The organism is Aeromonas oralensis, assembly GCF_049665575.1.
Taxonomy (GTDB): domain Bacteria; phylum Pseudomonadota; class Gammaproteobacteria; order Enterobacterales; family Aeromonadaceae; genus Aeromonas; species Aeromonas hydrophila.
Genome location: NZ_CP187186.1, coordinates 3,539,463 through 3,565,936, shown reverse-complemented (window position 1 = coordinate 3,565,936; position 26,474 = coordinate 3,539,463). Strand labels below are relative to the sequence as shown.

The following is a 26,474-nucleotide window of genomic DNA, read 5'->3' as shown; positions in this document are numbered from 1 at the left end:
TGTTATTATTTTAACCCGTAGTAGGGTGACGTATTATTAACAGGTCGGATCAGTTAAGCAAAAAGTCAATTGCGCTCTCGTTGCCAGAATTGTGATGCATGTTTTTGTCCGATTCCCCTTTGTGCTAGAATGTGCGCACTTTTGACTCCGGCCCCTTTTGATTGCACAGAGACAGGATTTCCCATGAAGGTTATCGAAGGAAATATCGCCGCTCCTGAGGCGCGCGTTGCTATTGTCGTTGCCCGTTTCAACAGCTTCATCAACGAAAGCCTGGTGGACGGTGCGGTAGACGTACTGAAGCGTCAAGGTCAAGTCCAGGACAGCAACCTGACCCTGGTGCGAGTGCCGGGCGCAGTCGAAATCCCCCTGGCCATCAAGAAGCTGGCCAAGAGTGGTCAATATGACGCCATCGTGGCGTTGGGCACCGTCATCCGTGGCGGCACCTATCACTTCGATCTGGTAGCAAACGAGAACAGCAAGGGCATGGCCCAGGTAATGATGGAATATGAAATTCCGGTTGCCTTCGGCGTACTGACCACTGAAAACATTGAACAAGCCATCGAGCGTGCCGGTACCAAGGCGGGTAACAAGGGTGCAGAGGCAGCATTGAGCGCGCTCGAAATGATCAACGTCCTGAAACAGCTGGACGTGTAACGAGGAGAAATGCATTGAAACCGTCCGAGCGCCGCAAGGCCCGCCATTGTGCCACCCAGGCCATCTACCAGTGGCAGATGACCAAGGCCAACGTGGGCGACATCGAAGAGCAGTTCAAGATCGATCAGGACACCAAGGGTGTGGACCTGAACTACTTCCGCGATCTGCTGTTCGGGGTTGCCCTCCACTGCAACGAGCTGGACAAGGTCTTCGCACCTTTCCTCTCCCGTCCGCTGGAAGAAGTGGACATGGTGGACAAGGCGATCCTGCGTCTGGCGACCTATGAGCTGACCCGTCGTGATGATGTGCCGCCGCGCGTGGCCATCAACGAAGCGATCGAGTTGGCCAAATCCTTTGCTGCCGATGACAGCCACAAGTTTGTCAACGGTGTACTGGACAAGGTGATCAAGTCGCTGAACAAGCGTTGATCCTGCTGTCCGTCAACAGCATCTAAGAGAGGAGCCAGCTTATTGCTGGCTTTTTACTGTATGGGTGAATTCGAACTGATTGATAAGTACTTCAAGGTCCCCCACGCCCGCAAGGACGTGGTGATGGGCCCTGGAGATGATTGTGCCCTGCTGACCCTGCCCCCCGACACCCAGCTGGCGGTGAGCACGGATACCTTGGTGAGCGGCGTCCACTTCTTTCCCGACATGGATCCGGTGGACCTCGGCTACAAGGCGCTGGCGGTCAATCTCTCCGATCTGGCCGCCATGGGCGCCGAGCCGCGCTGGGTGTCGCTGGCGCTGACCCTGCCCACCATCAACGAGGCCTGGGTGGCCGGTTTTGCCGAAGGGTTCCTGGAGCTTGCCGAATACTACAACGTGGCGTTGGTAGGCGGCGACATGACCCGCGGCCCGCTCTCCATCACGGTGTCGGTGAAAGGGTCGGTACCGGCTGGCCGTGCCCTGCTGCGCAGCGGTGCCAAGGCCGGGGACGGGGTCTACGTGACCGGCACCTTGGGGGATGCCGCCCTGGCGCTCTCCCATCTGCTGGCCAAGCGAACCCTCAACGAGAACCAGCTGGCGGCCGTGCTGCCGCGCCTCGACCATCCCCATCCCCGTATTCTGGCCGGACAGGCCCTACGCGGGCTGGCGGGCAGTGCGCTGGATCTCTCCGACGGGTTGGCTTCGGATCTCGGCCATATCCTCGAGGCCTCCGGCGTGCGGGCCCAGATTGATCTCGATCTGCTGCCGCTCTCGCCGGTGCTGCAGGATGCGGTGAGCGAACAGGATGCCTGGCAGCTGGCACTGGCCGGTGGCGATGACTACGAGCTCTGTTTCACCGTGCCGGAGGAGCATCGCGGCGCGCTGGACACTGCGCTGGCAAATTGCGGCGTCAAGTTTACCCGTATCGGCCGCATCGTTGCTGGCGAGCCGGGCATCGACTACCTGCGGGGTGAACAAACGGTGGCACTGGAGCTGAAAGGGTGGGACCACTTCGCATGAGCCTGTTCACGATAAAGCCCGAGCTGAAGCGGCTGAACCTGAAACATCCGCTGCACTTTCTGGCGGTGGGCTTTGGCTCCGGCCTCTCGCCCAAGGCGCCGGGCACCATGGGAACGCTCGCCGCCATCCCCCTTTATCTGCTGGTGAGCGGTCTGTCGACGCCCTGGTTCATCGCACTGTTGATAGTGGGCTTCGTGGCGGGCATCCGGATCTGTCAGAGCGCCACCGATGCCATCGGCATGCCGGATCACGGCGCCATTGTCTGGGACGAGGTGATCGGTTTTGGGGTCACCATGATAGCGGCCCCGGCCGGCTGGGAGTGGGTGCTGGCCGGCTTCGTGCTGTTCCGGTTGTTCGACATCCTCAAGCCCTGGCCCATCTCCTGGTTTGACCGCCGCATTCATGGCGGCCTTGGCATCATGCTGGACGATCTCATCGCCGGCCTGTTCGCCCTGTTTTGTATGCAATCACTGGCATACTGGCTGGGTTGAGGGTGACAGAAAGGGGGAGCGCCATGCTGGCATCCCCCTATATATCTCTGTTTAGTTTTCATTCATCGGCATATGCTGCCGTTAAAAAATCATTTCACATAAATATTCACTACTCATTCGAAGCTTAAGACTATTATGTCAATAGTGAATATTCCCGCCTGTTACGTCCTTGTTGAAAGTAAAAGCACCATTCAGGCATTCTATCGGTCATATAGTCTGTATATGTAATGAAAGTCATGATTTATGACTGCTGGCTTGGCTGCTGACTGAGCAAAGTATTGCGAAATTGTATAACCCGATCATTTACACTCGCCGTCAAACCGTCTAAGTTACTCGCGGGTTATTCCAAAAAAATGCAAAAAACCCGCCCGGATCGCTGGTTTCGTTGTCTCATGGATTGAGCGTTTTGCAGTCACATCAAGCACTCAAGATCACCCCACGGCACGACCGGCATCTGCGGCCGATTTACGGACGAATTATTTGGGACGGATGTCCCCCGCAGAGGTAAACATGTCCTTGCTCGAAGTGAAAAACTTGCGGATCGAGTATCCCTCCCGCTACGGGGTGCTGGCCGCAGTGAAGGATCTCTCTTTTTCCGTTGAAAAGGGCGAGATCGTCGGTGTGGTAGGCGAGTCCGGTGCCGGCAAGTCCACCATAGGCAACGCCGTCATCGACCTGCTGAGCCCCCCTGGCCGTATCGCCCGTGGCGACATCTATCTCAATGGCGAACTCATCTCCGGCAAGAGCCAGAACGAGATGCGGGCCATTCGAGGATCGCGTATCGGCTTCATCTTCCAGGACCCCATGACCTCCCTCAATCCGCTGTTCACGGTCGAACGGCAGCTGGTTGAAACCATTCTGGCAAATACCGACCTCACCCGTGAGGCGGCGTTTGCCAAGGCGCTTTCCCTGATGGCGGCGGTGGGCATCCCGCAGCCAGAGCTGCGCATCAAGCAGTATCCCCATCAGTTCTCCGGCGGCATGCGCCAGCGGGTGGTCATTGCCATCGCCCTCTCCGGCGACCCCGAGCTCATCATCGCCGACGAGCCAACCACGGCGCTGGACGTCTCCATTCAGGATCAGATCCTTCAGCTCATCCGCAACCTCTGCAAAGAGCGGCAGGTGGGCTGCATGCTGGTGACTCACGACATGGGCGTGGTGTCCAACGTCACCGACAAGGTGGCGGTGATGTATCGCGGCGATCTGGTGGAGTTCGGTACCACCGAACAGGTGCTGGGTCGCCCCAACCACCCCTATACCCGCAGCCTCATCTCGGCGGTGCCCCGATCCGATGTGAAGCTGGTGCGCTTCCCGCTGGTCTCCTATATCGAGGACGCCGGTGCGGCGGACACCAGCATCGATCTCAAGACTCACTGGCTTGGCCAGAGTCAGGACGAGCGCGCCTATGAAGGGGCGCTGCTGCGGGTGGAAAACGTGGATCTGAAGTTCGTCACTAAGGATTCCCTGTTCCCGAGCCGCCGCCAGTATGTGCGGGCCTGCAACAACATCAGCTTCGAGATCTTCGAGGGTGAAACCTTCGGCCTGGTGGGGGAGTCTGGCTCCGGCAAGTCCACCATCGCCCGTGCCATCACCGGCCTCTATCCGCCCGATACCGGCAAGATCTTTTTCGAGGGGATCGATCTGACCGCGCTCAAGGGTGAGCATGAGCGTCGCCCGCTGCGTCGCCAGATGCAGATGGTGTTCCAGAATCCCTACTCCTCGATGAACCCGCGCATGAAGGTGCGCGACATCATCGCCGAGCCGATCCGCTTTCATAAGCTGGCCGGCAGCGAGAGCCAGATCGAGGGGATCGTTGGGGATCTGCTGGATCACGTCGGCCTTGGCCGTGGTGCCGGGGTCAAGTATCCCCATGAATTCTCCGGCGGCCAGCGTCAGCGCATCTCCATTGCCCGCGCCCTGGCGACCCGGCCACGCTTCCTCATCTGCGACGAGCCCACCTCGGCGCTGGATGTGTCGGTACAGGCCCAGATCCTCAACCTGCTCAAGGATCTGCAGCAGGAGCTTGGCCTCACCATGCTGTTCATCAGCCACGATCTGCCGGTGATCCGCCAGATGTGCGATCGCATCGGGGTGATGCAGCACGGCCATCTGGTGGAAGTGGCGGAGACCGAGAAACTCTTTACCAATGCTGAGCATGAGTACAGCCGCAAGCTGATCTCCCTCATGCCGGAGTTCAAGGGAATGTCCCGCGAGGGGCTGGAAATCGCAAGCTAGGAAAGGGGCGGCCCGCCGCTCTGCTTGTCAAAAAAAGTGTCAATAAAAAGCCAAAAGCATGGAGAAAGACATGAAGAAAGGATTATCCAAGATTGCCCTGGCGCTGTTTGCCGCCGGTTTCGCTTTTAACGTTTCCGCCGTCGACATCAAGGTCGCCGTCGCCTCCGACGCCACCTCGCTGGACCCGCAGGAGCAGCTCTCCGGTCAGACCCTGGAGATGTCCCACCTGGTGTTCGATCCGCTGATGCGTTACACCCAGGACCTGAAATTCGAGCCGCGTCTGGCCGAGAAGTATGAGCGCATCGACGACAAGACCGTGCGCTTCTTCCTGCGCAAGGGTGTCAAGTTCCACTCCGGCAACGACTTCACCGCCGATGACGTGGTGTGGACCGTCAACCGTCTGAAGTCCTCCGTCGACTTCAAGGCCATCTTCGACCCCATCGCCGAAGTGAAGAAGGTCGATGAGTACACCGTCGATCTCGTCACCGCCAAGCCGTTCCCGCTGGTGCTGCAGACCGTCACCTATATCTTCCCGATGGACTCCAAGTTCTATACAGGCAAGACCGAGGCGGGCAAAGACAAGGCCGAGATCGTCAAGAACGGCGACTCCTACGCTTCCACCCACGTCTCCGGTACCGGCCCGTTCAGCGTCAAGTTCCGCGAGCAGGGCGTGAAGCTGGAGTACACCCGCAACGCCAACTACTGGGACAAAGCCTCCAAGGGCAACGTCGACAACCTGACCGTGGTGCCGATCAAGGAAGACGCCACCCGCGTGGCGGCCCTGCTGGGTGGCGATGTGGACGTGATCTACCCGGTTGCGCCGAACGATCTGGAGCGCGTGAAGAACGGCAAGGACACCCAGCTGGTGACCCTGTCCGGTACCCGCGCCATCATCATCGAGCTGAACCAGAACACCAACCCGGCGCTGAAAGACAAGCGCGTGCGTCAGGCGATCAACTACGCCATCAACCAGGTGGGTATCGTCGAGAAGATCAACAAAGGCTTCGGTACCCCTGCCGGCCAGCTGAGCCCGAAAGGCTATGCCGGTCACAACGAGGCGCTCAAGCCCCAGTATGATCTGGCCAAGGCCAAGCAGCTGATGAAGGAAGCGGGCTATGAGCAGGGCTTCAAGATGAGCTTCATCTCCCCGGCTGCCCGCTACGTCAACGACGTCAAGATTGCCCAGGCCGTCTCCGCCATGCTGGCCAAGATCAACATCAAGGTGGATCTGAAGACCATGCCGGTGGCCCAGTACTGGCCTGAGTTTGACAAGTGCGCCGCGGACATGCAGCTGATCGGCTGGCACTCCGACACCGAAGACAGTGCGAACTTCTTCGAGTTCCTGACCTTCACCAAGGATGCCAAGACCGGCATGGGCCAGTACAACTGCGCCGGTTATGCCAACGCCGAGGCTGACAAGCTGGTCGAACAGGCCAACGCCGAGACCGATCCGGCCAAGCGTGCCGAGATGCTGAAGAAGGTCGAAGCCATGTTGATCGACGACGCCGCCTACGTGCCGCTGCACTGGGAAGATCTGGCCTACGGCGCCAAGAAGAACGCCGACATCAAGCCGGTGGTCAACGTAATGAACTTCCCTTACCTGGGTGACCTGGTGGTCGGCAAGTAAGCGAAGGTTGCAAGGAAGGACGGGGCGGGGTGGTCAGCCGGCCACCCCGCCTGCTAACAGAAGCCTGTGCCATGACACAGGCCACGTAGAAGGACAAGCATGTTTACATTCCTGCTGAAACGGTTCTATCAGGCCGTGATAGTGATGTTCGTCATCAGCCTGGTCGCCTTCTCCATCCAGGACAACCTGGGGGATCCGCTGCGCGAGCTGGTGGGACAATCCGTCTCCGAAGCCCAGCGCCACGAATTGCGCGAGAAGATGGGCCTCAACGATCCTTTCCTCGTCAAATACAGCCGCTTCTTGAAGAACGCGGTACACGGGGATCTGGGTACTTCCTACTTCTTCAAGCGACCCGCTCTCGAGGTTATCCTCGACAAGCTGGTGGCTACTCTTGAGCTGGTGTTTGGCGCTGCGCTGATCATCGTGGTGGTCTCCATTCCGCTTGGGGTCTACTCGGCGATCCGCCCGCACAGCATACCGACCAAGATCATCATGGCGGGGAGCAGCATCGGCATCTCGATCCCGGTGTTCCTGACCGCCATCATGTTGATGTACCTCTTCTCCATCCAGCTGGGCTGGCTGCCAGCCTATGGCCGCGGCGAAACCTACAACCTGCTGGGCTGGGAGTCGGGCTTCTTTACCTGGGACGGCATCAAGCATTTGATCCTGCCCTGCGTGGCGCTCTCCTCCATCATGCTGCCGCTGTTCATCCGGCTGGTGCGCTCCGAGATGCTGGAGCAGCTCTCCTCCGAGTACGTCAAGTTCGCCCGTGCCAAGGGGCTCGACAACAACAAGGTCTACTATCAGCACGCTCTGAAGAACACCATGCTGCCGGTCATTACCGTCGGTGGTGTGCAGATCGGCACCATGGTGGCCTACACCATCCTGACCGAGAGCGTGTTCCAGTGGCCGGGGACCGGTTTCCTGTTCCTCGAGGCGATCCACCGGGTCGATACGCCCCTCATCACCGCCTACGTCATCTTCGTCGGGCTCATTTTCGTGGTGACCAATACCCTGGTCGACCTGCTTTACGGGTTGATCAACCCGACCGTCAACCTGACCGCCAAGGGGTAACAGATGACTAATGCTGTAACTGCAAGCCCAAGCCGTTGGGCACGTTTTAAAAATTCCGACATCGTCTACTACTTCCTGCGGGACAAGGTAGCCATGTTCAGCTTTGCGGTGTTCGTGGTGTTCGTACTGGCGGCGCTGCTGGCACCCTGGCTGGCCCCGTACAACGTCTATGACCAGACCAGCTTCGATCTGATGGATGCCGAATTGCCGCCCTCCTGGCTGGCTGGGGGCGAAGAGCGTTTCTGGCTCGGTACCGACAACCAGGGTCGGGATATCTGGAGCACCATCCTCTATGGCGCCCGTATCTCGCTCACCATAGGTCTGTTCGCAGTGGCGCTGCAGCTGGTGCTCGGCATCGTCATCGGCCTCATCGCCGGTTACTTCGGTGGCCGCATCGACAGCCTGCTGATGCGCTTTGCCGACGTGCAGCTGTCGTTCTCCACCATGATGGTGGCGATCATCATCTCCGCCATCTTTCAGGCTACGTTTGGTTCCGAGTTCTACTCGAAGTTCGCCATCTTGATGCTGGTGGTGATCATCGGTATCGCCGAGTGGCCGCAGTACGCCCGAACCGTGCGCGCCTCGGTGCTGGCGGAGAAGAAGAAGGAGTATGTGGAAGCGGCCAAGGTGATGGGCTTTCGTGCCCCGCGCATCATGTTCCGCCACATTCTGCCCAACTGCCTGTCGCCGATCCTGGTCATCTCCACGGTGCAGGTGGCCAACGCCATCATGAGCGAGGCGGCGCTCTCCTTCCTAGGTCTGGGGATGCCGGTGGATCAGCCGTCGCTGGGCTCGCTCATCAGCGTGGGCTTCAACTACATCTTCTCCGGTTCCTGGTGGATCACCGCCTTCCCGGGCATCTGCCTGGTGGTGTTGGTGCTGGTTATCAACCTGTTGGGTGACTGGCTGCGGGATGTGTTCAATCCCAAGCTCTACAAGGGCTGATGGTCACAGATAAACCAACGAGACAGACAAACAAAAAGGGCGCCATAACGGCGCCCTTTTGCTGTGTGTGCTGAGGGGTCAAGCCTGCAGCCACTGCTCGATACTGCGCTGGATGCCGGCACCATCGAGCCCCAGCAGAGCATAGATCTCCTCCTGGGTACCCTGTTCGACGAAGCGATCCGGCAGGCCGAGGTTGAGCACCGGCTTGCACTGTTTGCTGCGCATCAGCAGCTCGTTCACCGCAGAGCCGGCGCCACCCATGATGGCGTTGTCCTCAAGGGTGACGAACTGATCGTGGGTCGCGGCCAAGGAGAGCACCAGGGCCTCGTCCATCGGCTTGACGAAACGCATGTCCACCAGGGTGGCATCGAGCGCCTCGGCTGCCGCTTTGGCCTGTTGCAGCAGGGTGCCAAACGCCAGGATGGCGGTGCCCTTGCCCTGACGGACAATGCGGCCCTTACCGAGCGCCAGCGCCTGCATCTCGCTCTCGACCTGGATGCCGGTACCGCTGCCGCGGGGGTAGCGTACCGCCGCCGGCCCGTTGCACTGGTAGCCGGTGTAGAGCATCTGACGGCATTCGTTCTCGTCGGATGGGGTCATGATCACCATGTTGGGCACGGTGCGCAGGAAGCTGATGTCGAACGCCCCCTGATGGGTGGGGCCGTCGGCACCAACCAGACCGGCCCGGTCGATGGCGAACAGCACCGGCAGCTCTTGCAGCGCCACATCGTGGATCAGCTGGTCGTAGGCCCGCTGCAGGAAGCTCGAGTAGATGGCGACCACCGGCTTCTGGTCGGCGATGGCAAGACCGGCGGCGAAGGTGACCGCGTGCTGCTCGGCGATGGCCACGTCGAAGTAGCGATCCGGATACTGCTGGCTGAACTTCACCAGGCCGGAGCCTTCGCGCATGGCCGGGGTGATGCCGACCAGCCGCTCATCCTTGGCCGCCATGTCGCACAGCCACTGGCCGAAGATGGCGGAGAAGCTCGGCTTGCCGCCGCTCGCCTTGGGCAGGGTGCACTCGTCCGGATTGAACTTGGGCACGCCGTGATAACCGATGGGGTCCTTCTCGGCGGGCTCATAGCCCTTGCCCTTCTTGGTCTTGACGTGCAGCAGCTGCGGCCCCTTGAGGTTGCGCATGTTGCGCAGGGTCTCGACCAGGGCGTTGATGTCGTGGCCGTCGATGGGGCCAATGTAGTTGAAGCCGAACTCCTCGAACAGGGTACCGGGCACCACCATTCCCTTGAGGTGTTCCTCGGCCCGCTTGGCCAGCTCCTTGACCGGCGGCAGGCCGGCCAGCACCTTCTTGCCACCCTCGCGGATGGTGGTGTAGAGCTTGCCAGACATGATGCGGGCCAGGTGGTTGTTCAGAGCCCCGACATTTTCGGAGATGGACATCTCGTTGTCGTTGAGCACCACCAGCATGTCCTTGTGGACATCGCCGGCGTGATTGAGCGCCTCGAACGCCATGCCGGCGGTGATGGCGCCATCGCCGATCACGGCCACCACCTTGCGGCCAAGCCCTTCGCTTTCGGCCGCCACGGCCATGCCGAGCGCCGCCCCGATGGAGGTGCTGGAGTGGCCGACCGAGAGCACGTCATATTCGCTCTCGCCACGCCAGGGGAAGGGGTGCAGACCGTCTTTCTGGCGAATGCTCTGCATCCGATCGCGGCGACCGGTGAGGATCTTGTGGGGATAAGCCTGGTGGCCCACGTCCCACACCAGCCGATCGAACGGGGTGTTGTAGACGTAGTGCAGCGCCACCGTCAGTTCGACGGTGCCGAGCCCGGAGGCAAGATGGCCACTGGAGCGACTCACCGAACGCAGCAGATATTCACGCAGTTCGTTGCACAGTACGGGCAGTCGCTCGAAGGGCAGGGATCGCAACTCGACCGGCGTATCCGCGAGGGCCAGGTTGGGGAAATTGCTTATATCAACGCTCATATTGTTACTGTTATCCAGCGTTTAGTGGGTTCGCTCGATGATGTAATCGGCAAACGCTTCCAGAATGTCGGTATTGTAGGGCAAAGATTGCAAGGCTGTTAAGGCTTTACCATGCAGTTCGCGAGCCAGCTCACGGGCGTTGTCGAGCCCCAGCAGTGCCGGATAGGTACTCTTTTCCAGCGCCAGATCAGAGCCTTGTCGCTTGCCGAGGGTGGCGGTATCGCCCGTGATGTCGAGGATGTCATCCTGCACCTGGAAGGCGAGACCGATGGCGGCGGCATAGGTTTGCAGCGCGCTCAGAGTGGCGTCATCCACGTCGGCCTTGCACAGGGCGCCAAGCGCCACGGCACACTCGATGAGGGCCCCGGTCTTGTGGCGGTGTACCTGTTCCAGCTCGACGAGGGTGATCTGGCGACCTTCTGCCTGCAGATCCAGCGCCTGGCCACCGCACATGCCGAGATAACCCGAGGCGCGGGCCAGCCGGCTCAGCATCCGTACCCGATTGGCCTGCAGCGAATCCGGCATCGGGTGATCGGCCAGAATGGTGAAGGCCAGGGTCTGCAGAGCGTCGCCAGCCAAAATGGCGGTGCCTTCATCAAATGCCTTGTGTACCGTCGGCTGACCGCGACGCAGATCGTCGTTGTCCATGGCGGGCAGATCGTCGTGCAGCAGGGAGTAGGCGTGGATGCACTCTACCGCGGCGGCCGGGCCGTCCAGCAGTTCGTTCTTTACGCCCAGCATCTCGCCGACGGCGTAGACCAGGAAGGGGCGCACCCGCTTGCCGCCCAGCAGCAGACCGTAACGCATGGCATCGCGCAGGCGGGGAGCCATGGCAGGCAAGGATTCAAGTTGTGCAGACAGACAGTCGTCAATACGTTGCCGGTGCAGGCGGGAAAAATCGTCCAGCGTCACTCACTCCTCTCCTTGCTCTGGCTGGAAGGGGACTGCTTGCTCGCTGCCATCGGCCTGAGTCAGCAGGATCTGGATCTTCTGCTCGGCCAGCTCCAGCTTCTGCTGGCCGGCCCGCACCAGATGAATGCCCTGCTCAAACTGCTTGAGGGCCTCTTCCAGCGGCAGAGAGCCCTGTTCCAGTTGATGAACTATGGTTTCCAGCTCTTCCAGAGTGGCATCAAAACTCAGGCGGTCGATTTTTTTACTGGCCATGTCCATCCTCGGGGATTGAAAAAAACGGCTTATCTTAACATCGACGACGGGCAGGGGGGAGGCAGAAAAATGCTGTCGGCTTAAACTCTCGGAAAAGTGGCCGATAATAAGCCATCTTCTGAACGGGGAATGTTGTGGCAACCCTTGCCGCTGATGAGCCAATAGCAGAAAATTCAACAAACTGCAGATACAACAAATTTCAGCTGACAGGAGTAGGGATGTGGATCTAGGTAGTCTGATTGGCATAGTGCTGGGATTTGGGGTGGTGGTGTACGGCATGCTGTTGGGTGGACCCATGAGCATGTATGTGGACATGCCTTCGGTCTATATCACTATTCTCGGGTCCATCTTCATCGCCATGATGAAGTTCAACCTCGGCCAGTTCCTGATGGCGTTCAAGGTGGCTGGCAAGGCGTTCATCTACAAGGGTGACAAGCTTGACGACCTGATCGTCAAGGCGGTCGAGCTGGCTGATGCGGCTCGCAAGGGCGGTTTTCTGGCGCTGGAGGCGGCTGAAGTACCCAATGCCTTCATGAAGAAGGGCATCGACATGCTGGTGGACGGTCATGACGCCGACGTCATCCGTGCGGTGATGGAAAAAGATATCGAACTCACCTCCGAGCGCCATGCCATCGCCATCAAGGTGTTTCGTACCCTCGGAGATCTGGGGCCGGCCATGGGGATGATCGGTACTCTGGTGGGGTTGGTGGCCATGCTGGCCAACATGAGCGACCCCAAATCCATCGGCCCGGCCATGGCGGTGGCCTTGCTTACCACCCTGTACGGGGCGATTGAGGCTAACATGCTTGCCATCCCCATCGCCGACAAGCTGGAACTGCGCAGCGGTGAGGAGAAGCTGAGTCGCTGCCTGGTGCTGGACGCCATCATGGGCATTCAGGATGGCCAAAACCCGCGGGTGATCCAGTCCATGCTGCAGAATTACCTGAACCAGTCCAAACGCAACAATGGCAGCGAGTAGGGGGCCTTATGTCTGATTGCAAGTGCCCACCACCCGGGTTGCCTGGCTATATGGGTACTTTCGCCGATCTGATGTCGCTATTGATGTGCTTCTTCGTGCTGTTGCTCTCGTTTGCCGAGATGGATGTGCAGAAGTTCAAGCAGATTGCCGGCTCCATGGAGAAGGCGTTTGGGGTGCAGAATATTCTCGAGGTGAAAGATATCCCCAAGGGAACCTCTGTCATCGCGCAGGAGTTCAGACCGGGTCGTCCCGAGCCAACCCCTATCGATACCATCATGCAGCAGACCATTGACATGACCCAGACCGAGCTGGATTTCCAGCCCGGCGATGCCGACAAGGCCGGCGGTCATGACAAGAGCGAGGATAAGCTGGTAGGGGGCGACACTCAGCAGGAAGCGCAGAAACAACAGCAGCAGGAGCAGTCCAACGCGCTGGCCAAGGCACTGGCGGATCAGATGAAGGCGCAGATCCAGGACGGCGCCATCGAAGTGGAGGCGCTGGGCCAGCAGATTATCATCCGGATCCGGGAAAAGGCAGCCTTCCCGGCAGGTTCGGCCTTCCTGCAGCCCCAGTTCTGGCCGGTGGTGCGCAAGGTGGCGGCTCTGCTCAAGGATGTGCCCGGTGAGATCACTATCTCGGGTCATACCGACAATGTGGCCACCGAGGATGAGCTGTTCCAGTCCAACTGGGAGCTCTCCTCCCAGCGGGCGGTGGCGGTGGCCCACCAGATGATCAAGGTGCCCGGCTTCGATGGTGGCCGGCTGGTGGTACAGGGCATGGCCGATTCCCAGCCGCTGGTGCCCAACACCAGCCCGGAAAACCGTCGCATGAACCGACGGGTGGAGATCTCCATCATGCAGGGCAAACCGACGGTGTCAGCCCCGATCAGCGCGCAGGAGCAGAAATAGTTCCGGCAAATTCTGATGAGAAAGCGCGATCCCGCTCGCAGGGACTGACATGGATTTTGTGCCGGCTTCATATTAAGATGCCTCATCCGAACCGACAGCTGCGGCTCTCTCTGATAGCCGCAGCTTCTCTTTTCAAGCAACCCAGGTTTCGACTATGAATCATACTCCGATGACTGTTCGCGGCGCTGAAAAGCTGCGTGAAGAGCTCGAATATCTCAAGACCGAGCTGCGTCCGCAGATTATCGAAGCGATTGCAGATGCCCGTGAACATGGTGATCTGAAAGAAAACGCCGAATACCATGCTGCCCGCGAGCAGCAAGGCTTCTGTGAAGGCCGTATCCAGGAAATCGAGAGCAAGCTCTCCAACGCCCAGGTGATCGACATCACCAAGATGACCAACAATGGTCGCGTCATCTTCGGGGCAACCGTGACTCTGCTCAAGAGCGAGACGGAAGAAGAGGTGGTCTACCGTATCGTGGGCGACGACGAGGCGGACATCAAACAGAACATGATCTCCGTGAATTCCCCCATCGCCCGTGCTCTGATCGGCAAGGAAGTGGACGATGTGGCCATCGTCAAGACGCCGGCAGGCGATGTGGAGTACGAGATCCTGGAAGTTGCCTACCTCTGAGGTAGGTTGATGCCAGAACAGGGGAGCCCCGGCTCCCCTGTTTGTATTTAGCGGGGCTGGTAAGCCTGGGTGAAGGCGTCCTGATGACGCTGGAACATCCAGTTGCGCAGCAGTTCAAGGTCCGGTTTGGCCATCTGGAAATGCAGTGCCCAGCCCTGGATGCCGTTGCGACGATGAATGTGCCTGACCAGCTCTGCGCTGAGCGGCAGGGGGGCTAGATCCTCGATGAGCAGGCTGCCCGTCAAGGTTGCGCCGACGGCCAGTCCGGGTGGCAGGCCCTCGACGACCAGACCATCGAGCGACAGGCTGTGCACCAGATACTCGTGCTCACCCATCCTGAAACTGGCCTTCTCATCCAGTCGCCAGGTGCGCGGATGGGGATAACCCAGCTCCTTTATGATGGGGGCGGCGATGCGTGGCTCGACGAAGCCATCATCCCCTTGAGTGAAGCGCAGCGGAAAACGGAGCTGATGTCCGGCAAAACGGGCTTCCAGCACCAGCTGGTCGGCGCGTTGTAGCAGGCCTAGCAGGGGAGTGGCGAGATAACCGCTCAGGGATTGACCGGCGGCCCGTCTCCTGATCGCTTCCCAAGTCCCGTAGCATGGCCAGTTCATCTTCGGTGAGAATCTGATGGTGATCCATAGCGGGTATCCACGAGTATTCATCGCAGGTTAAGGGCCTGGCGACTACTTTGGCAAGCGACTTGGGAAGAGGGGAAATGAAGGAAAGAGCGATGCTCTTTCCTGTTACTTGCGGGGCAGTTGGATTTTCGGCTCGTTGGCCTGACGATAGATGGTCAGCACGTGGCCGATGCTCTGTACTTTCACCGCGCCGGTTTCACGGACGATGGCATCCATAACCAGCTGTTTCATCTCACGATCTTCAGACGCAACCTTAACCTTGATCAGCTCGTGGTGGTTGAGCGCCAGATCGATCTCGGCCAGCACACCTTCGGTCAGACCGTGTTGTCCCAGCAGGACGACCGGCTTCAGACTGTGGGCAAGGCCCTTGAGGTACTGTTTCTGTTTATTGTTGAGAATCATGGCAATTTCTTCATAAGTCAGGGTTGAAAGGGGCGTATTCTACCCCCACTTAGCCCTTAATACTAATAACCCTTGTGGTTTTTTAAAGTCGACGATCATGACCCAGAAAAAACATTCCCCCAGTTCAACCCGCTGGTTAAAAGAGCATTTTGACGATCAATACGTCAAAAAAGCCCAGAAGTTGGGACTGAGATCCCGTGCCGTGTTCAAGATCGACGAGATCCAGGGCAAGGACAAACTGCTCAAGCCGGGCATGACGGTGGTGGATCTGGGGGCGGCCCCCGGTGGCTGGTCCCAGTTTGCCATCGACCAGGTCGGTGACAAGGGCCGGGTGATCGCCTGCGATATTCTGCCGATGGATTCCATCGCCGGTGTCGATTTCCTTCAGGGCGACTTTCGGGAGGAAACTGTATTGGGCGCCCTGCTTGAACGGGTAGGTCCTGACAAGGTTGACGTCGTCATGTCCGACATGGCGCCCAACATGAGCGGTACCCAGCAGGTGGATCAGGCCCGTTCCATGTATCTGGTCGAACTGGCGCTGGACATGTGCAATCAGGTCCTGCGGGCCAACGGCAGCTTCGTGGTCAAGGTGTTCCAGGGGGAGGGGTTTGATATCTATCTCAATGAAATCCGTAAACTTTTCACTGCCGTCAAGATTCGTAAACCAGACTCATCTCGTGCTCGTTCACGAGAAGTCTACATTGTGGCTACCGGTTTTAAACTGTAGTACCCTAACCTTCATCGTTAACTGTCAGTCTGCGAGGTTACTGATTTGAGTGACATGGCGAAAAACCTAATCCTGTGGCTGGTCATCGCCGTCGTGTTGATGTCGGTGTTCAATAGCTTCAGCCCCAGCGATACCACCAGTCGCCAGCTGGACTATTCCAGCTTCGTTAAAGAAGTGACCCAAGAGCAGATCCGTGAAGTGCGGATGGATGGCAAGGTCATTAATGGCGTCAAGCGCACCGGTGAACGCTTCACCACCATCATCCCGGCGCCGGATCCCCAGCTGCTCAACGACATGCTCAATCACAATGTCAAAGTGATGGGCGAGAAGCCGGAAGAGCCGTCTCTGCTGACGTCCATCTTCATCTCCTGGTTCCCGATGCTGTTGCTGATCGGTGTCTGGGTCTTCTTCATGCGTCAAATGCAGGGCGGTGGTGGCAAGGGTGCCATGTCGTTCGGCAAGAGCAAGGCTCGCCTGATGAGTGAAGATCAGATCAAGACCACCTTTGCCGACGTGGCTGGCTGTGACGAGGCCAAGGAAGAGGTGAAGGAGCTGGTCGACTATCTGCGCGATCCGAGCAAGTTCCAGAAACTGGGTGGCAAGATCCCGACCGGCGTGCTGCTGGTTGGTCCTCCCGGTACCGGTAAGACCCTGCTGGCCAAGGCCATTGCGGGCGAGGCCAAGGTGCCTTTCTTCACTATCTCGGGTTCTGATTTCGTCGAGATGTTCGTGGGGGTCGGTGCCTCCCGGGTACGCGACATGTTCGAACAGGCGAAGAAGTCTTCTCCCTGCATCATCTTCATCGATGAGATCGATGCGGTCGGTCGCCAGCGTGGCGCCGGTCTGGGCGGTGGTCATGACGAGCGTGAACAGACCCTGAACCAGATGCTGGTCGAAATGGATGGCTTTGAAGGCAATGAAGGCATCATCGTCATCGCCGCCACCAACCGTCCTGACGTACTGGACCCCGCCTTGCTGCGTCCGGGTCGTTTCGACCGCCAGGTCGTGGTCGGTCTGCCGGATGTCCGTGGTCGCGAACAGATCCTGAAAGTGCACATGCGCAAGGTGCCGCTGGCGGATGACGTCAATCCGGCGCTGATTGCCCGCGGCACCCCCGGTTTCTCCGGTGCTGACCTGGCCAACCTGGTCAACGAAGCCGCCCTGTTCTCGGCCCGCGAGAGCCGTCGTGTGGTCTCCATGGCCGAGTTTGAAAAGGCCAAGGACAAGATCATGATGGGCGCGGAACGTCGCTCCATGGTGATGAAAGAGTCCGAGAAGGAGATGACGGCCTATCACGAAGCCGGCCACGCCATCATTGGCCGTCTGGTGCCGGATCATGACCCCGTCTACAAGGTCTCCATCATTCCACGCGGTCGTGCGCTGGGTGTGACCATGTACCTGCCGGAGCAGGATCGCTGGAGTCACTCCAAGCAGCATCTGGAGTCCATGATCTCCAGCCTGTATGGCGGTCGTCTGGCGGAAGAGCTGATCTACGGTGCCGAGAAGGTATCGACCGGTGCGTCCAACGACATCGAGCGCGCCACCGACATCGCCCGCAAGATGGTGACCCAGTGGGGTATGTCCGAGCGTCTCGGCCCCATGCTCTACGCGGAAGAAGATGGCGAGGTGTTCCTCGGTCGCAGCATGGCCAAGGCCAAGCACATGTCCGATGATACTGCGCGCGTCATCGATGCAGAGGTCAAGCAGGTCATCGATCGTAACTATGCCCGCTCCAAGCAGATCCTGCTGGACAACATGGACGTGCTGCACAGCATGAAAGATGCGCTGATGAAGTACGAGACCATCGATGCCAAGCAGATCGACGATCTGATGGCTCGCCGCGAAGTGCGTGCCCCCAGCAACTGGCATGATGAGCACGGTGATACCCCGCAAGGCGGTGCCACGGTTGCTGCAGAGGCCAAGCCGGCGGTAGCCGAGACCGAGCAGGTGGCTGATGTCGATATCGACAAGGCCAACGATCTGCCGGCCAAATAAATCGTGATGATACAAACCCCGGGCTGGCCCCGGGGTTTTTCTTTATGTCAACGGAAGTAACGATGCAGCTAACCAGCAAGGGGCTCAGCCTCTCCCTCGAACGTCCCCACGTCATGGGGATCCTCAATGTGACACCGGACTCCTTCTCCGACGGTGGTCATTTCAATCAGCTGGAGCGGGCGATGACCCATGCGCACCAGATGGTGGCGGAGGGGGCAACCCTCATCGACATCGGTGGTGAGTCGACCCGTCCCGGTGCTCCCGATGTGAGCGAGCAGGAGGAACTGGACCGAGTCATTCCCGTGGTGGAGCGCATGGTCGCCGAGCTGGAGGTGATGATCTCCCTGGATACCTCCAAGGCGGCGGTGATGCGGGAAGGCTGCTCGGCGGGTGCCCATCTTATCAACGACGTACGAGCCCTGCTCGAGCCCGGTGCCCTGGCTGCGGCTGCCGTTGCCAACGTTCCGGTGTGCCTGATGCACATGCAGGGACAGCCGAGAACCATGCAGGCAGAGCCGCATTATGACGATCTGCTGGGGGAGGTGAGGGCTTTTTTCGACGAGCGGATCGCCGCCTGCCTGGCAGCGGGAATTCGGAGGGAGCTGTTGTTGCTGGACCCCGGTTACGGTTTCGGCAAGACGCTCGCACACAACTATCAGCTGCTTGCCCAACAGGACAAGTTGCTCGATTACCAGCTTCCGCTCTTGGTCGGTATGTCGCGAAAGTCTATGATAGGCAACCTGCTTGGCCGCCCGGTTGATGAACGGCTGGCCGGCAGTCTGGCCTGTGCGCTCATCGGGATGCAGCGTGGTGCCCGGATCATTCGGGTGCACGATGTGCGAGCGACCATGGATGCCTTGCGTACCGGCTGGATGGTCATGACGGGACAAGATTTCATATCCAAATAAAAAAACGAGAACAGACAATGGCAAGAAAGTATTTTGGCACCGACGGTGTACGCGGCAAGGTGGGTGAATACCCGATCACCCCGGATTTCGTGATGAAACTGGGCTGGGCCGCGGGCAAGGTGCTCTCCAAGAAGGGTACTCGCAAGGTGCTGATCGGCAAGGATACCCGCATCTCCGGCTACATGCTGGAGTCCGCACTGGAGGCGGGCCTGTCCGCCGCGGGTCTCAAGGCCATTCTGATGGGCCCCATGCCCACCCCGGCCGTCGCCTACCTGACCCGCACCTTCCGGGCCGAAGCCGGCATCGTCATCAGCGCTTCCCACAACCCCTATTACGACAACGGCATCAAGTTCTTCTCCGCCGACGGTACCAAGCTGCCTGACGAAGTCGAGATGGCCATCGAAGCCGAGCTGGACCACGAGCTGAAGTGCGTGGAGTCCGCCGAGCTGGGCAAGGCACTGCGCATCGACGATGCCGCCGGTCGTTACATCGAATTCTGCAAGAGCACTTTCCCCTCCAATCTGAGCCTGGAAGGGTTGAAGATGGTGGTGGACTGCGGTCATGGTGCGACCTATCACATTGCGCCTTCCGTGTTCCGCGAGCTGGGGGCAGAAGTGATCGCCATCGGCTGCAGCCCGGATGGTCTCAACATCAACGACGGTGTCGGTTCGACCGCCCCCGAGGCCCTGGCGGCCAAGGTGCTGGAGTGCAAGGCAGATCTGGGGGTGGCCTTCGATGGTGATGGCGACCGTCTGGTGATGGTGGACAACACCGGCTATATCATCGATGGCGACGAAATCCTCTATATCATTGCCCGCGATGCATTGCGCAACGGTCGCCTCAAGGGCGGTGTAGTGGGTACCCTGATGGCCAACATGGGTCTGGAACTGGCGCTGCAGACTCTCGGCATCCCGTTCGCCCGCGCCAAGGTGGGTGACCGCTACGTGCTGGAGATGATGAACGAGAAGGGCTGGCGCATCGGCGGCGAGAACTCCGGTCACATCATCTGCCTGGATCAGACCACTACCGGGGATGGCATCGTTGCCGCCCTGCAGGTACTGACCGCCATTTGCACCGCCGAGATGCCGCTGGCCAAGCTGCGCTCCGGCATGAAGAAGTTCCCGCAGGTGCTGGTCAATGTACGTTTTGCCGAAGGCAAGGATCCGCTGGCGGCTGACGCCGTGCAGCAGGAAGTGGCCAAGGTGGAACAGGAGCTGGCTGGTCGTGGTCGTGTGCTGCTGCGAAAATCCGGCACTGAACCCCTGATCCGCGTGATGGTGGAAGGGGAACATGAACAGCAGGTGCGTGATATGGCCCAACGCATCGCACAACAGGTCGAATCGGCGTTTTAATGAACAAAAAGGGCGGCTTTTAAGCCGCCCTGGTTGTATCTTGTTCAAACGATTCGAAAATTTGAAAATAGCGCTTGTCAGCTGACAATCCTCTGGATATTATCAGCCCCGCTTTCGCAAGGGAGTTGCCGATGGGACATCGCAAGCCGTTTGTAGCCGCCAACTGGAAGTTACACGGTAGTAGGTCGCAGTTAGAGCAGTTTGCCGGTCAGTGTCTGAAGGGCATTGATGAACGAGTAGACGTGGTCTTGTGTCCATCCCATGTGCATCTCGACTTTACGGCCGCATTGCTCGGTGAGCAGCGGGCAATGAAGTTGGGGGCTCAGAATGTGAGCCAGCACAGACAGGGCGCTTACACGGGGGAAATCTCGTGTCAGATGCTGGTCGAGGCAGGGTGTCGATACGTACTGGTAGGGCACTCCGAGCGCAGGCGTCTCTTTGGTGAGACCAGTTTTATCGTCGCAGAGAAGTTTGCGGCAGCCAGAGCGGCAGGTCTGATTCCCATCCTCTGTTTGGGTGAGTCAGGGGCGGCGAGGCAGGCGAGAAGAACCTTCGAGGTGATCGCCGAAGAGCTGGACATCGTCATAGAGAAAAATGGCGCGATGGCTTTCGATAATGCTATCATCGCCTACGAGCCGATTTGGGCTGTAGGTACAGGTAAATGCGCCACACCCGAGCAGGCACAAGAGGTTCATTCCTTTATACGTGGTCGCTTGGCGGAGGATACTCCGGTCATAGGTGAGAAAGTCAGAATCATCTATGGTGGGAGCGTAAAGCCGGCCAATGCGAGAGAGTTGTTTGCCCAGCCCGACGTTGACGGCGGCCTGATTGGTGGAGCAAGTCTCGATGACCAGACGTTTTTAGGAATTGTTGAAGCGGCAAAGGGTGCAAGTTAAATGTACGAGATTCTTTTGGTCGTTTATCTGCTGGTGTCACTGGCTCTGATTGGTCTGGTGATGATTCAGCAAGGTAAAGGGGCTGACATGGGCGCCTCCTTCGGCGCAGGGGCATCGAATACCGTATTCGGCTCCGGTGGTTCAGGTAGCTTCCTGACCCGCACAACAGCGATTTTGGCTACTCTGTTCTTCTTGATTAGCTTGGTGCTCGGCTCTATGTCCAGCAACAAGGTCAAACAGGGTAGTGAATGGGAAAATCTGCAACAAACCCAACAGGTTGAGCAGAGCAAAGCGCCAGTCAAGAAAGACACTGACGTTCCCGAGTAAGAGTTTTGCCGTGGTGGTGGAATTGGTAGACACGCTATCTTGAGGGGGTAGTGCTCTAGGGTGTGCGGGTTCGAGTCCCGCCCACGGCACCAATTAAGCAGTGAGCCTGGGTAACCGGGTGTATTATAGCCAGTCAGTCTTGTGTGACGAGGGTGAAGTGGCTATAATCTCGCACGATTTCGGACGCGGGGTGGAGCAGCATGGTAGCTCGTCGGGCTCATAACCCGAAGGTCGTCGGTTCAAATCCGGCCCCCGCAACCAAATTTCACGCATTTCCTACGCTCAGGAAGGCGGTCGCTGCGAGGCGACAATCAGGGTAAAGCGCCAAGCCCCGATTTGACATCGGGGCTTTTTGTTATGTGCAATTTACTCTGAACCAATTTCTATCTGGGCTTTATGCCCTTTTTTTGTTTTTTCGGAGGGTGACTTTGGCTACGTTGGAACAACGTTTGACCGATCTGCTCGAGGCTCCTGTCGTTGCCTTGGGCTTTGAACTGTGGGGTATTGAGTTTATCCGTGCGGGTAAACACTCCACCTTGCGCGTCTATATCGACGGCGAGCATGGCGTGAGCGTCGAGAACTGTGCTGAGGTCAGCCATCAGGTTGGCGCCATCATGGATGTCGAAGATCCCATCACCGAGGAGTATTACCTCGAGGTGTCTTCCCCGGGTCTGGATCGTCCCCTGTTCAAGGTTGCCCAGTTCGAAAAATACGTTGGCCAAGAGGCGGCGGTAACGCTTCGGATGGCAACAAACAACCGCCGCAAGTTCAAAGGCGTAATCAAAGCCGTGCAGGGCGACATGATCACCCTGACGGTAGATGGTAAGGACGAAGTGTTGGCTTTCACCAATATCCAAAAAGCGAACATAGTGCCGAACTTTGGTTAACGAGGCTATCGGATATGAATAAAGAGATTTTGCTGGTCGTTGACGCAGTTTCCAACGAGAAGGCGGTACCCCGCGAGAAGATTTTCCAGGCTCTGGAAACCGCGTTGGCGACAGCGACCAAGAAAAAATACGAAGGCGAGATTGAAGTTCGGGTCGAGATCGATCGCAAGACCGGTGACTACGACACTTATCGCCGCTGGGTCGTCATTGCAGATCAAGCTGCGATGGAAAACCCCTACGCCGAGATTACCCTGGAAGCTGCCCAGATCGAGCAGCCAGAAATCCAGATCGGTGAATACGTTGAAGATCAGATCGACTCTGTCACCTTCGACCGCATCACCACCCAGACTGCCAAGCAGGTCATCGTGCAGAAAGTGCGCGAAGCCGAGCGTTCCCAGGTCGTTGACCAGTTCAAGGACAAGGAAGGCACCATCATCAGCGGCGTGGTCAAGAAGAGCAACCGCGACAACGTGATCCTGGATCTGGGCAGCAACGCCGAAGCCGTGATCTTCCGCGACGACATGCTGCCGCGCGAGACCTTCCGCCCGGGCGACCGCATCCGTGGTCTGCTCTACGCCGTGCGTCCGGAAGCCCGTGGTTCCCAGCTGTTCGTCAGCCGTTCCAGCCCGGACTTCCTGAAAGAGCTGTTCCGCATCGAAGTACCGGAAATCGGTGAAGAGATGATCGAAATCATGGGTGCAGCCCGTGACCCGGGTTCCCGCGCCAAGATCGCGGTGAAGACCAACGATCGTCGTATCGACCCGATCGGTGCCTGTATCGGCATGCGTGGCGCCCGCGTTCAGGCGGTCTCCGCCGAGCTGAGCGGCGAGCGCGCCGACATCGTGCTGTACGATGACAACCCGGCCCAGTACGTGATCAATGCCATGGCGCCTGCCGATGTGGCCTCCATCATCGTTGATGAAGACAACCACACCATGGATATCGCCGTGGAAGCTGCCAACCTGGCCCAGGCCATCGGTCGCAACGGTCAGAACGTGCGTCTGGCTTCCCAGCTGACCGGTTGGGAACTGAACGTGATGACCGTCGAGGACATGCGTGCCAAGCACCAGGCCGAGAACGACCGCATCCTGACGCTGTTCACCAGCACTCTGGACATCGATGACGATTTCGCCAGCCTGTTGATGGAAGAGGGTTTCTCCACTCTGGAAGAGATCGCCTTCGTGCCGGTCAACGAGCTGCTGGCCATCGATGGCCTGGACGAAGACATGGTGGAAGAGCTGCGCAAACGCGCCAAGGATGCTCTGACCACCAAGGCTTTGGCCAAAGAAGAATCCTTTGAAGGTGTAGAGCCTTCCGAAGAACTGCTCAATCTGAACGGCCTTGGCCGTGAAATGGCGTACGCACTGGCCGCTCGCGGCATCGGTACCCTGGAAGATTTGGCAGAGCAAGGCATCGATGACCTTGCTGATATTGAAGGGCTGACGGCAGAGAAAGCCGGTGAGCTGATTATGGCTGCTCGTAATATCTGTTGGTTCGGAGAAGAGCAGTCTGAGTAAGATCAAACGGAGGAAAATGAATGGCAGAAGTATCAGTCAAACAACTTGCCACTGACATCGACACACCGGTTGATCGTCTTCTCCAGCAGTTTGTCGATGCCGGTATCAGCAAGAGCAAGGCCGACGACATGGTCAGCGAGTCTGAGAAACAGACACTGCTGGCCCATCTGAAGAAACAGCATGGAGGTGACGAGGTCGCCGCACCTGCCCGCATGACCTTGCAGCGCAAGACCAAGAGCACCATCAGTGTTCAGGGGACTGGCGGCAAGAACAAGGAAGTGCAGGTAGAAGTGCGCAAGTCTCGCACCTATGTAAGACGTTCGGCGCTGGAAGATGAACAGCGCCAGGCGGAAGCCGAGGAAACAGCGCGTTTGGAAGCAGAAGAAAAAGCTCGTCGCGAGGCCGAAGAGAAGGCCCGTCTCGACGCTGAAGAGAAGGCTCGCCGTGAGGCTGAGCAGGCTCGTCGTGAAGCTGAGGAAAAGGCGCGGATCGAGGCACAACAAAAGGCTCGACAGGCTCAACAGCCCGCCAAAGCAGCCGGTAGCACAGCTCAGCAAGAGGCAGAAAAGATGGCCAAGCGCGAAGCAGAAGAACTGAAGCGCCAACAAGAACAAGCAGCCTTGACCAAGGCTGAGGAACTCGCCGCGAAGAAAGCCGAAGAGGCTCGTGTCATGGCGGAACAGAACGCAGCCCGCTGGGCTGAAGAAGAAGCCGCTCGCGCCAAAGAGAGCAGCGATTACCATCTGACCACCAACAAGCACGCCCAGGCGGCTGAAGATGAGTTGGATCGTAAGGAAGAGACCAGCCGCCGCACTGCCGCTGCTGCCAAGGGCCCGAAAAAGGCCGGTCGTCGCGAAGACGATCGCGATGCACGCAACCCGCGTGCTCGCAAAGGCAAGCGTGGCAAGGTTGCCACTCCGAACGCCATGAAGCACGGTTTCAACAAGCCGGCTGCCGCGGTGAACCGCGACGTGGTGATCGGCGAGACCATCACTGTGGCCGATCTGGCCAACAAGATGGCCGTCAAGGGCGTTGAAGTCATCAAGGTGATGATGAAGATGGGGGCCATGGCCACCATCAACCAGGTGATCGACCAGGAGACCGCTCAGCTGGTCGCCGAGGAGATGGGTCACAAGGTGGTGCTGCGTCGCGAGAACGAGCTGGAAGAGGCGGTACTGTCCGATCGTGACGAGACCTCCGAAGCCAAGCCGCGCGCGCCGGTCGTGACCATCATGGGTCACGTTGACCACGGCAAGACCTCGCTGCTGGACTACATCCGTAAAGCCAAGGTTGCCGCGGGCGAAGCCGGTGGCATTACCCAGCATATCGGTGCTTACCACGTCGAAACCGACAGTGGCATGATCACCTTCCTGGATACCCCGGGTCACGCGGCGTTTACCTCCATGCGTGCTCGTGGTGCCAAGGCCACCGATATCGTGGTGCTGGTCGTTGCTGCCGATGATGGCGTGATGCCGCAAACCATCGAAGCCATCCAGCACGCCAAGGCCGCTGAAGTTCCCTTGGTGGTGGCGGTCAACAAGATCGACAAGCCGGAAGCGGATCCGGATCGCGTCAAGACCGAGCTGGCCCGTTACAACGTCATGTCCGAAGACTGGGGTGGCGATTGCCAGTTCGTCCATGTCTCCGCCAAATCCGGCCAGGGCATCGATGACCTGCTGGAAGCCATCCTGATCCAGTCCGAAGTGCTGGAGCTGAAAGCGGTGGTTGACGGCATGGCCAACGGCGTCGTGATCGAGTCCTTCCTGGACAAGGGGCGTGGTCCGGTTGCTACCGTGCTGGTACAAGAAGGTACCCTGCGTCAGGGCGACATCGTGCTGTGCGGCCTGGAATATGGTCGTGTCCGTGCCATGCGTGACGAGCTGGGTCGCGAGATCAAGGAAGCGGGTCCGTCCCTGCCGGTGGAAATCCTCGGCCTGTCCGGCGTTCCCTCTGCCGGTGACGAAGCCACCGTTGTGCGTGACGAGAAGAAAGCCCGTGAAGTGGCGCTCTACCGTCAAGGCAAGTTCCGCGAAGTCAAGCTGGCTCGCCAGCAGAAGGCCAAGCTGGAAAACATGTTCGCCAACATGACCGAGGGCGAAGTGTCCGAAGTGAACGTGGTGATCAAGGCCGACGTACAGGGTTCCGTGGAAGCGATCTGCGATGCCCTGGTCAAGCTCTCCACCGACGAAGTGAAGGTGAAGATCGTGGGTTCCGGCGTGGGTGGTATCACCGAGACCGACGCTACCCTGGCTGCCGCGTCCAGCGCCATCCTGGTGGGCTTCAACGTCCGTGCCGATGCCTCTGCACGCAAGGTCATCGAGGCCGAGAGCCTGGATCTGCGTTACTACTCCGTCATCTATGACCTGATCGACGAAGTGAAGCAGGCCATGAGCGGCATGCTGGCCCCCGAGTACCGTCAGGAAATCATCGGTCTGGCCGAAGTGCGCAGCGTGTTCAAGTCACCGAAATTTGGTGCCGTGGCCGGCTGTATGGTCACCGAAGGTGTGGTCAAGCGTTCCAACCGCATTCGCGTTCTGCGCGACAACGTGGTTATCTATGAAGGCGAGCTGGAATCCCTGCGTCGCTTCAAAGATGACGTCAACGAAGTCAAGAACGGCTACGAGTGTGGTATCGCGGTCAAGAACTACAACGACGTACGCGAAGGCGACCAGATCGAAGTTTACGAGACCGTTGAAATTCAACGGACTCTGTAAGGCTGGAG

The 26,474-nt window shown here is 58.8% G+C and carries 24 protein-coding genes, 2 tRNA genes and 1 pseudogene; 22 read left to right on the top strand and 5 right to left on the bottom strand.

The window, feature by feature from the left end:
- Positions 1–183: 183 nt before the first annotated feature.
- From ribH to ACPDZI_RS16435, 8 genes are all read left to right on the top strand, one after another.
- Positions 184–654, top strand: coding sequence for a 6,7-dimethyl-8-ribityllumazine synthase (ribH, locus tag ACPDZI_RS16470; protein ID WP_016351731.1), 471 nt, complete (start codon positions 184–186; stop codon positions 652–654).
- 14 nt (positions 655–668) lie between these two features.
- Positions 669–1,082 carry a transcription antitermination factor NusB gene (gene nusB / locus ACPDZI_RS16465; protein WP_011707095.1) on the top strand — a complete coding sequence of 138 codons (414 nt, stop codon included), beginning with the start codon at positions 669–671 and terminating at the stop codon, positions 1,080–1,082.
- A gap of 60 nt (positions 1,083–1,142) precedes the next feature.
- Entirely contained in the window at positions 1,143–2,102 is a 960-nt protein-coding gene (thiL, locus tag ACPDZI_RS16460; protein WP_438833490.1) for a thiamine-phosphate kinase, read from the top strand.
- The gene (locus tag ACPDZI_RS16455; protein WP_101614013.1) at positions 2,099–2,593 is read left to right on the top strand and encodes a phosphatidylglycerophosphatase A family protein; all 495 of its coding nucleotides are present in this window, start codon (positions 2,099–2,101) and stop codon (positions 2,591–2,593) included. Before thiL ends, ACPDZI_RS16455 begins: the two co-directional genes overlap by 4 nt.
- Before the next feature lie 510 nt (positions 2,594–3,103).
- The gene (locus ACPDZI_RS16450; protein ID WP_011707092.1) at positions 3,104–4,828 is read left to right on the top strand and encodes a dipeptide ABC transporter ATP-binding protein; all 1,725 of its coding nucleotides are present in this window, start codon (positions 3,104–3,106) and stop codon (positions 4,826–4,828) included.
- Between the two features lie 70 nt (positions 4,829–4,898).
- The gene (locus ACPDZI_RS16445; RefSeq protein WP_017409295.1) at positions 4,899–6,455 is read left to right on the top strand and encodes an ABC transporter substrate-binding protein; all 1,557 of its coding nucleotides are present in this window, start codon (positions 4,899–4,901) and stop codon (positions 6,453–6,455) included.
- 99 nt (positions 6,456–6,554) lie between these two features.
- Positions 6,555–7,529, top strand: coding sequence for an ABC transporter permease (locus ACPDZI_RS16440; RefSeq protein ID WP_010633104.1), 975 nt, complete (start codon positions 6,555–6,557; stop codon positions 7,527–7,529).
- A gap of 3 nt (positions 7,530–7,532) precedes the next feature.
- Entirely contained in the window at positions 7,533–8,474 is a 942-nt protein-coding gene (locus ACPDZI_RS16435; RefSeq protein WP_202009169.1) for an ABC transporter permease, read from the top strand.
- A gap of 78 nt (positions 8,475–8,552) precedes the next feature.
- On the opposite strand, the gene dxs is transcribed toward ACPDZI_RS16435, so the two are convergent.
- The 3 genes from dxs to xseB are packed head-to-tail and all read right to left on the bottom strand — an operon-like array spanning position 8,553 to position 11,582.
- Positions 8,553–10,418: a 1-deoxy-D-xylulose-5-phosphate synthase gene (gene dxs, locus ACPDZI_RS16430; RefSeq protein ID WP_029304284.1), complete on the bottom strand. Its 1,866-nt coding sequence runs from the start codon at positions 10,416–10,418 to the stop codon at positions 8,553–8,555.
- A gap of 21 nt (positions 10,419–10,439) precedes the next feature.
- Positions 10,440–11,330 (bottom strand): (2E,6E)-farnesyl diphosphate synthase, encoded by an 891-nt coding sequence (gene ispA / locus ACPDZI_RS16425; protein WP_268013546.1) that lies wholly within the window; start codon positions 11,328–11,330, stop codon positions 10,440–10,442.
- Positions 11,331–11,582: an exodeoxyribonuclease VII small subunit gene (gene xseB, locus ACPDZI_RS16420; RefSeq protein ID WP_024944269.1), complete on the bottom strand. Its 252-nt coding sequence runs from the start codon at positions 11,580–11,582 to the stop codon at positions 11,331–11,333. It abuts the gene before it with no gap.
- Positions 11,583–11,802: 220 nt separating this feature from the next.
- Between xseB and pomA the strand changes: the two genes are divergently transcribed.
- From pomA to greA, 3 genes are all read left to right on the top strand, one after another.
- Positions 11,803–12,561 carry a flagellar motor protein PomA gene (gene pomA, locus ACPDZI_RS16415; RefSeq protein ID WP_076360426.1) on the top strand — a complete coding sequence of 253 codons (759 nt, stop codon included), beginning with the start codon at positions 11,803–11,805 and terminating at the stop codon, positions 12,559–12,561.
- A gap of 8 nt (positions 12,562–12,569) precedes the next feature.
- Positions 12,570–13,469: a flagellar motor protein MotB gene (locus ACPDZI_RS16410; protein ID WP_076360425.1), complete on the top strand. Its 900-nt coding sequence runs from the start codon at positions 12,570–12,572 to the stop codon at positions 13,467–13,469.
- Between the two features lie 154 nt (positions 13,470–13,623).
- Complete coding sequence (gene greA, locus ACPDZI_RS16405) at positions 13,624–14,100, top strand: transcription elongation factor GreA (RefSeq protein ID WP_011707083.1); 477 nt, start codon at positions 13,624–13,626, stop codon at positions 14,098–14,100.
- 47 nt (positions 14,101–14,147) lie between these two features.
- Here the strand turns inward: greA and ACPDZI_RS16400 are convergent.
- Positions 14,148–14,742: pseudogene (locus ACPDZI_RS16400) on the bottom strand (PilZ domain-containing protein).
- Between the two features lie 104 nt (positions 14,743–14,846).
- Entirely contained in the window at positions 14,847–15,143 is a 297-nt protein-coding gene (gene yhbY, locus ACPDZI_RS16395; RefSeq protein WP_005298134.1) for a ribosome assembly RNA-binding protein YhbY, read from the bottom strand.
- Between the two features lie 97 nt (positions 15,144–15,240).
- Between yhbY and rlmE the strand changes: the two genes are divergently transcribed.
- The 11 genes from rlmE to infB all read left to right on the top strand — a co-directional run bounded on the left by rlmE (position 15,241) and on the right by infB (position 26,466).
- On the top strand, positions 15,241–15,870 hold the full coding sequence (gene rlmE, locus ACPDZI_RS16390; RefSeq protein ID WP_011707081.1) for a 23S rRNA (uridine(2552)-2'-O)-methyltransferase RlmE: 630 nt from the start codon (positions 15,241–15,243) through the stop codon (positions 15,868–15,870).
- 45 nt (positions 15,871–15,915) lie between these two features.
- Positions 15,916–17,865, top strand: coding sequence for an ATP-dependent zinc metalloprotease FtsH (gene ftsH, locus ACPDZI_RS16385; protein ID WP_011707080.1), 1,950 nt, complete (start codon positions 15,916–15,918; stop codon positions 17,863–17,865).
- Positions 17,866–17,927: 62 nt separating this feature from the next.
- Complete coding sequence (folP, locus tag ACPDZI_RS16380) at positions 17,928–18,773, top strand: dihydropteroate synthase (RefSeq protein WP_438833489.1); 846 nt, start codon at positions 17,928–17,930, stop codon at positions 18,771–18,773.
- A gap of 17 nt (positions 18,774–18,790) precedes the next feature.
- Positions 18,791–20,125: a phosphoglucosamine mutase gene (glmM, locus tag ACPDZI_RS16375; RefSeq protein WP_268013543.1), complete on the top strand. Its 1,335-nt coding sequence runs from the start codon at positions 18,791–18,793 to the stop codon at positions 20,123–20,125.
- Between the two features lie 131 nt (positions 20,126–20,256).
- Complete coding sequence (tpiA, locus tag ACPDZI_RS16370; protein ID WP_268013542.1) at positions 20,257–21,021, top strand: triose-phosphate isomerase; 765 nt, start codon at positions 20,257–20,259, stop codon at positions 21,019–21,021.
- Positions 21,022–21,348 carry a preprotein translocase subunit SecG gene (gene secG, locus ACPDZI_RS16365; protein WP_010633113.1) on the top strand — a complete coding sequence of 109 codons (327 nt, stop codon included), beginning with the start codon at positions 21,022–21,024 and terminating at the stop codon, positions 21,346–21,348.
- A gap of 7 nt (positions 21,349–21,355) precedes the next feature.
- Positions 21,356–21,440, top strand: a tRNA-Leu gene (locus ACPDZI_RS16360).
- A 92-nt stretch (positions 21,441–21,532) separates the two neighbouring features.
- Positions 21,533–21,609 (top strand) — tRNA-Met (locus tag ACPDZI_RS16355).
- Positions 21,610–21,776: 167 nt separating this feature from the next.
- Entirely contained in the window at positions 21,777–22,235 is a 459-nt protein-coding gene (rimP, locus tag ACPDZI_RS16350; protein WP_016351719.1) for a ribosome maturation factor RimP, read from the top strand.
- Positions 22,236–22,249: 14 nt separating this feature from the next.
- Complete coding sequence (gene nusA, locus ACPDZI_RS16345; protein WP_011707075.1) at positions 22,250–23,752, top strand: transcription termination factor NusA; 1,503 nt, start codon at positions 22,250–22,252, stop codon at positions 23,750–23,752.
- Positions 23,753–23,772: 20 nt separating this feature from the next.
- Positions 23,773–26,466, top strand: coding sequence for a translation initiation factor IF-2 (gene infB, locus ACPDZI_RS16340; RefSeq protein ID WP_016351718.1), 2,694 nt, complete (start codon positions 23,773–23,775; stop codon positions 26,464–26,466).
- The last annotated feature ends 8 nt before the right edge of the window (positions 26,467–26,474 follow it).

What these genes read in the sequence shown, in the direction of transcription:
- ribH (WP_016351731.1), top strand. Translation starts at nt 184, where the DNA reads ATGAAGGTTATCGAAGGAAATATCGCCGCTCCTGAGGCGCGCGTTGCT.
- thiL (WP_438833490.1), top strand. Translation starts at nt 1,143, where the DNA reads ATGGGTGAATTCGAACTGATTGATAAGTACTTCAAGGTCCCCCACGCC.
- ACPDZI_RS16455 (WP_101614013.1), top strand. Translation starts at nt 2,099, where the DNA reads ATGAGCCTGTTCACGATAAAGCCCGAGCTGAAGCGGCTGAACCTGAAA.
- ACPDZI_RS16450 (WP_011707092.1), top strand. Translation starts at nt 3,104, where the DNA reads ATGTCCTTGCTCGAAGTGAAAAACTTGCGGATCGAGTATCCCTCCCGC.
- ACPDZI_RS16445 (WP_017409295.1), top strand. Translation starts at nt 4,899, where the DNA reads ATGAAGAAAGGATTATCCAAGATTGCCCTGGCGCTGTTTGCCGCCGGT.
- ACPDZI_RS16440 (WP_010633104.1), top strand. Translation starts at nt 6,555, where the DNA reads ATGTTTACATTCCTGCTGAAACGGTTCTATCAGGCCGTGATAGTGATG.
- ACPDZI_RS16435 (WP_202009169.1), top strand. Translation starts at nt 7,533, where the DNA reads ATGACTAATGCTGTAACTGCAAGCCCAAGCCGTTGGGCACGTTTTAAA.
- dxs (WP_029304284.1), bottom strand. Translation starts at nt 10,418, where the DNA reads ATGAGCGTTGATATAAGCAATTTCCCCAACCTGGCCCTCGCGGATACG.
- xseB (WP_024944269.1), bottom strand. Translation starts at nt 11,582, where the DNA reads ATGGCCAGTAAAAAAATCGACCGCCTGAGTTTTGATGCCACTCTGGAA.
- ACPDZI_RS16410 (WP_076360425.1), top strand. Translation starts at nt 12,570, where the DNA reads ATGTCTGATTGCAAGTGCCCACCACCCGGGTTGCCTGGCTATATGGGT.
- greA (WP_011707083.1), top strand. Translation starts at nt 13,624, where the DNA reads ATGAATCATACTCCGATGACTGTTCGCGGCGCTGAAAAGCTGCGTGAA.
- yhbY (WP_005298134.1), bottom strand. Translation starts at nt 15,143, where the DNA reads ATGATTCTCAACAATAAACAGAAACAGTACCTCAAGGGCCTTGCCCAC.
- rlmE (WP_011707081.1), top strand. Translation starts at nt 15,241, where the DNA reads ATGACCCAGAAAAAACATTCCCCCAGTTCAACCCGCTGGTTAAAAGAG.
- folP (WP_438833489.1), top strand. Translation starts at nt 17,928, where the DNA reads ATGCAGCTAACCAGCAAGGGGCTCAGCCTCTCCCTCGAACGTCCCCAC.
- glmM (WP_268013543.1), top strand. Translation starts at nt 18,791, where the DNA reads ATGGCAAGAAAGTATTTTGGCACCGACGGTGTACGCGGCAAGGTGGGT.
- tpiA (WP_268013542.1), top strand. Translation starts at nt 20,257, where the DNA reads ATGGGACATCGCAAGCCGTTTGTAGCCGCCAACTGGAAGTTACACGGT.
- secG (WP_010633113.1), top strand. Translation starts at nt 21,022, where the DNA reads ATGTACGAGATTCTTTTGGTCGTTTATCTGCTGGTGTCACTGGCTCTG.
- nusA (WP_011707075.1), top strand. Translation starts at nt 22,250, where the DNA reads ATGAATAAAGAGATTTTGCTGGTCGTTGACGCAGTTTCCAACGAGAAG.
- infB (WP_016351718.1), top strand. Translation starts at nt 23,773, where the DNA reads ATGGCAGAAGTATCAGTCAAACAACTTGCCACTGACATCGACACACCG.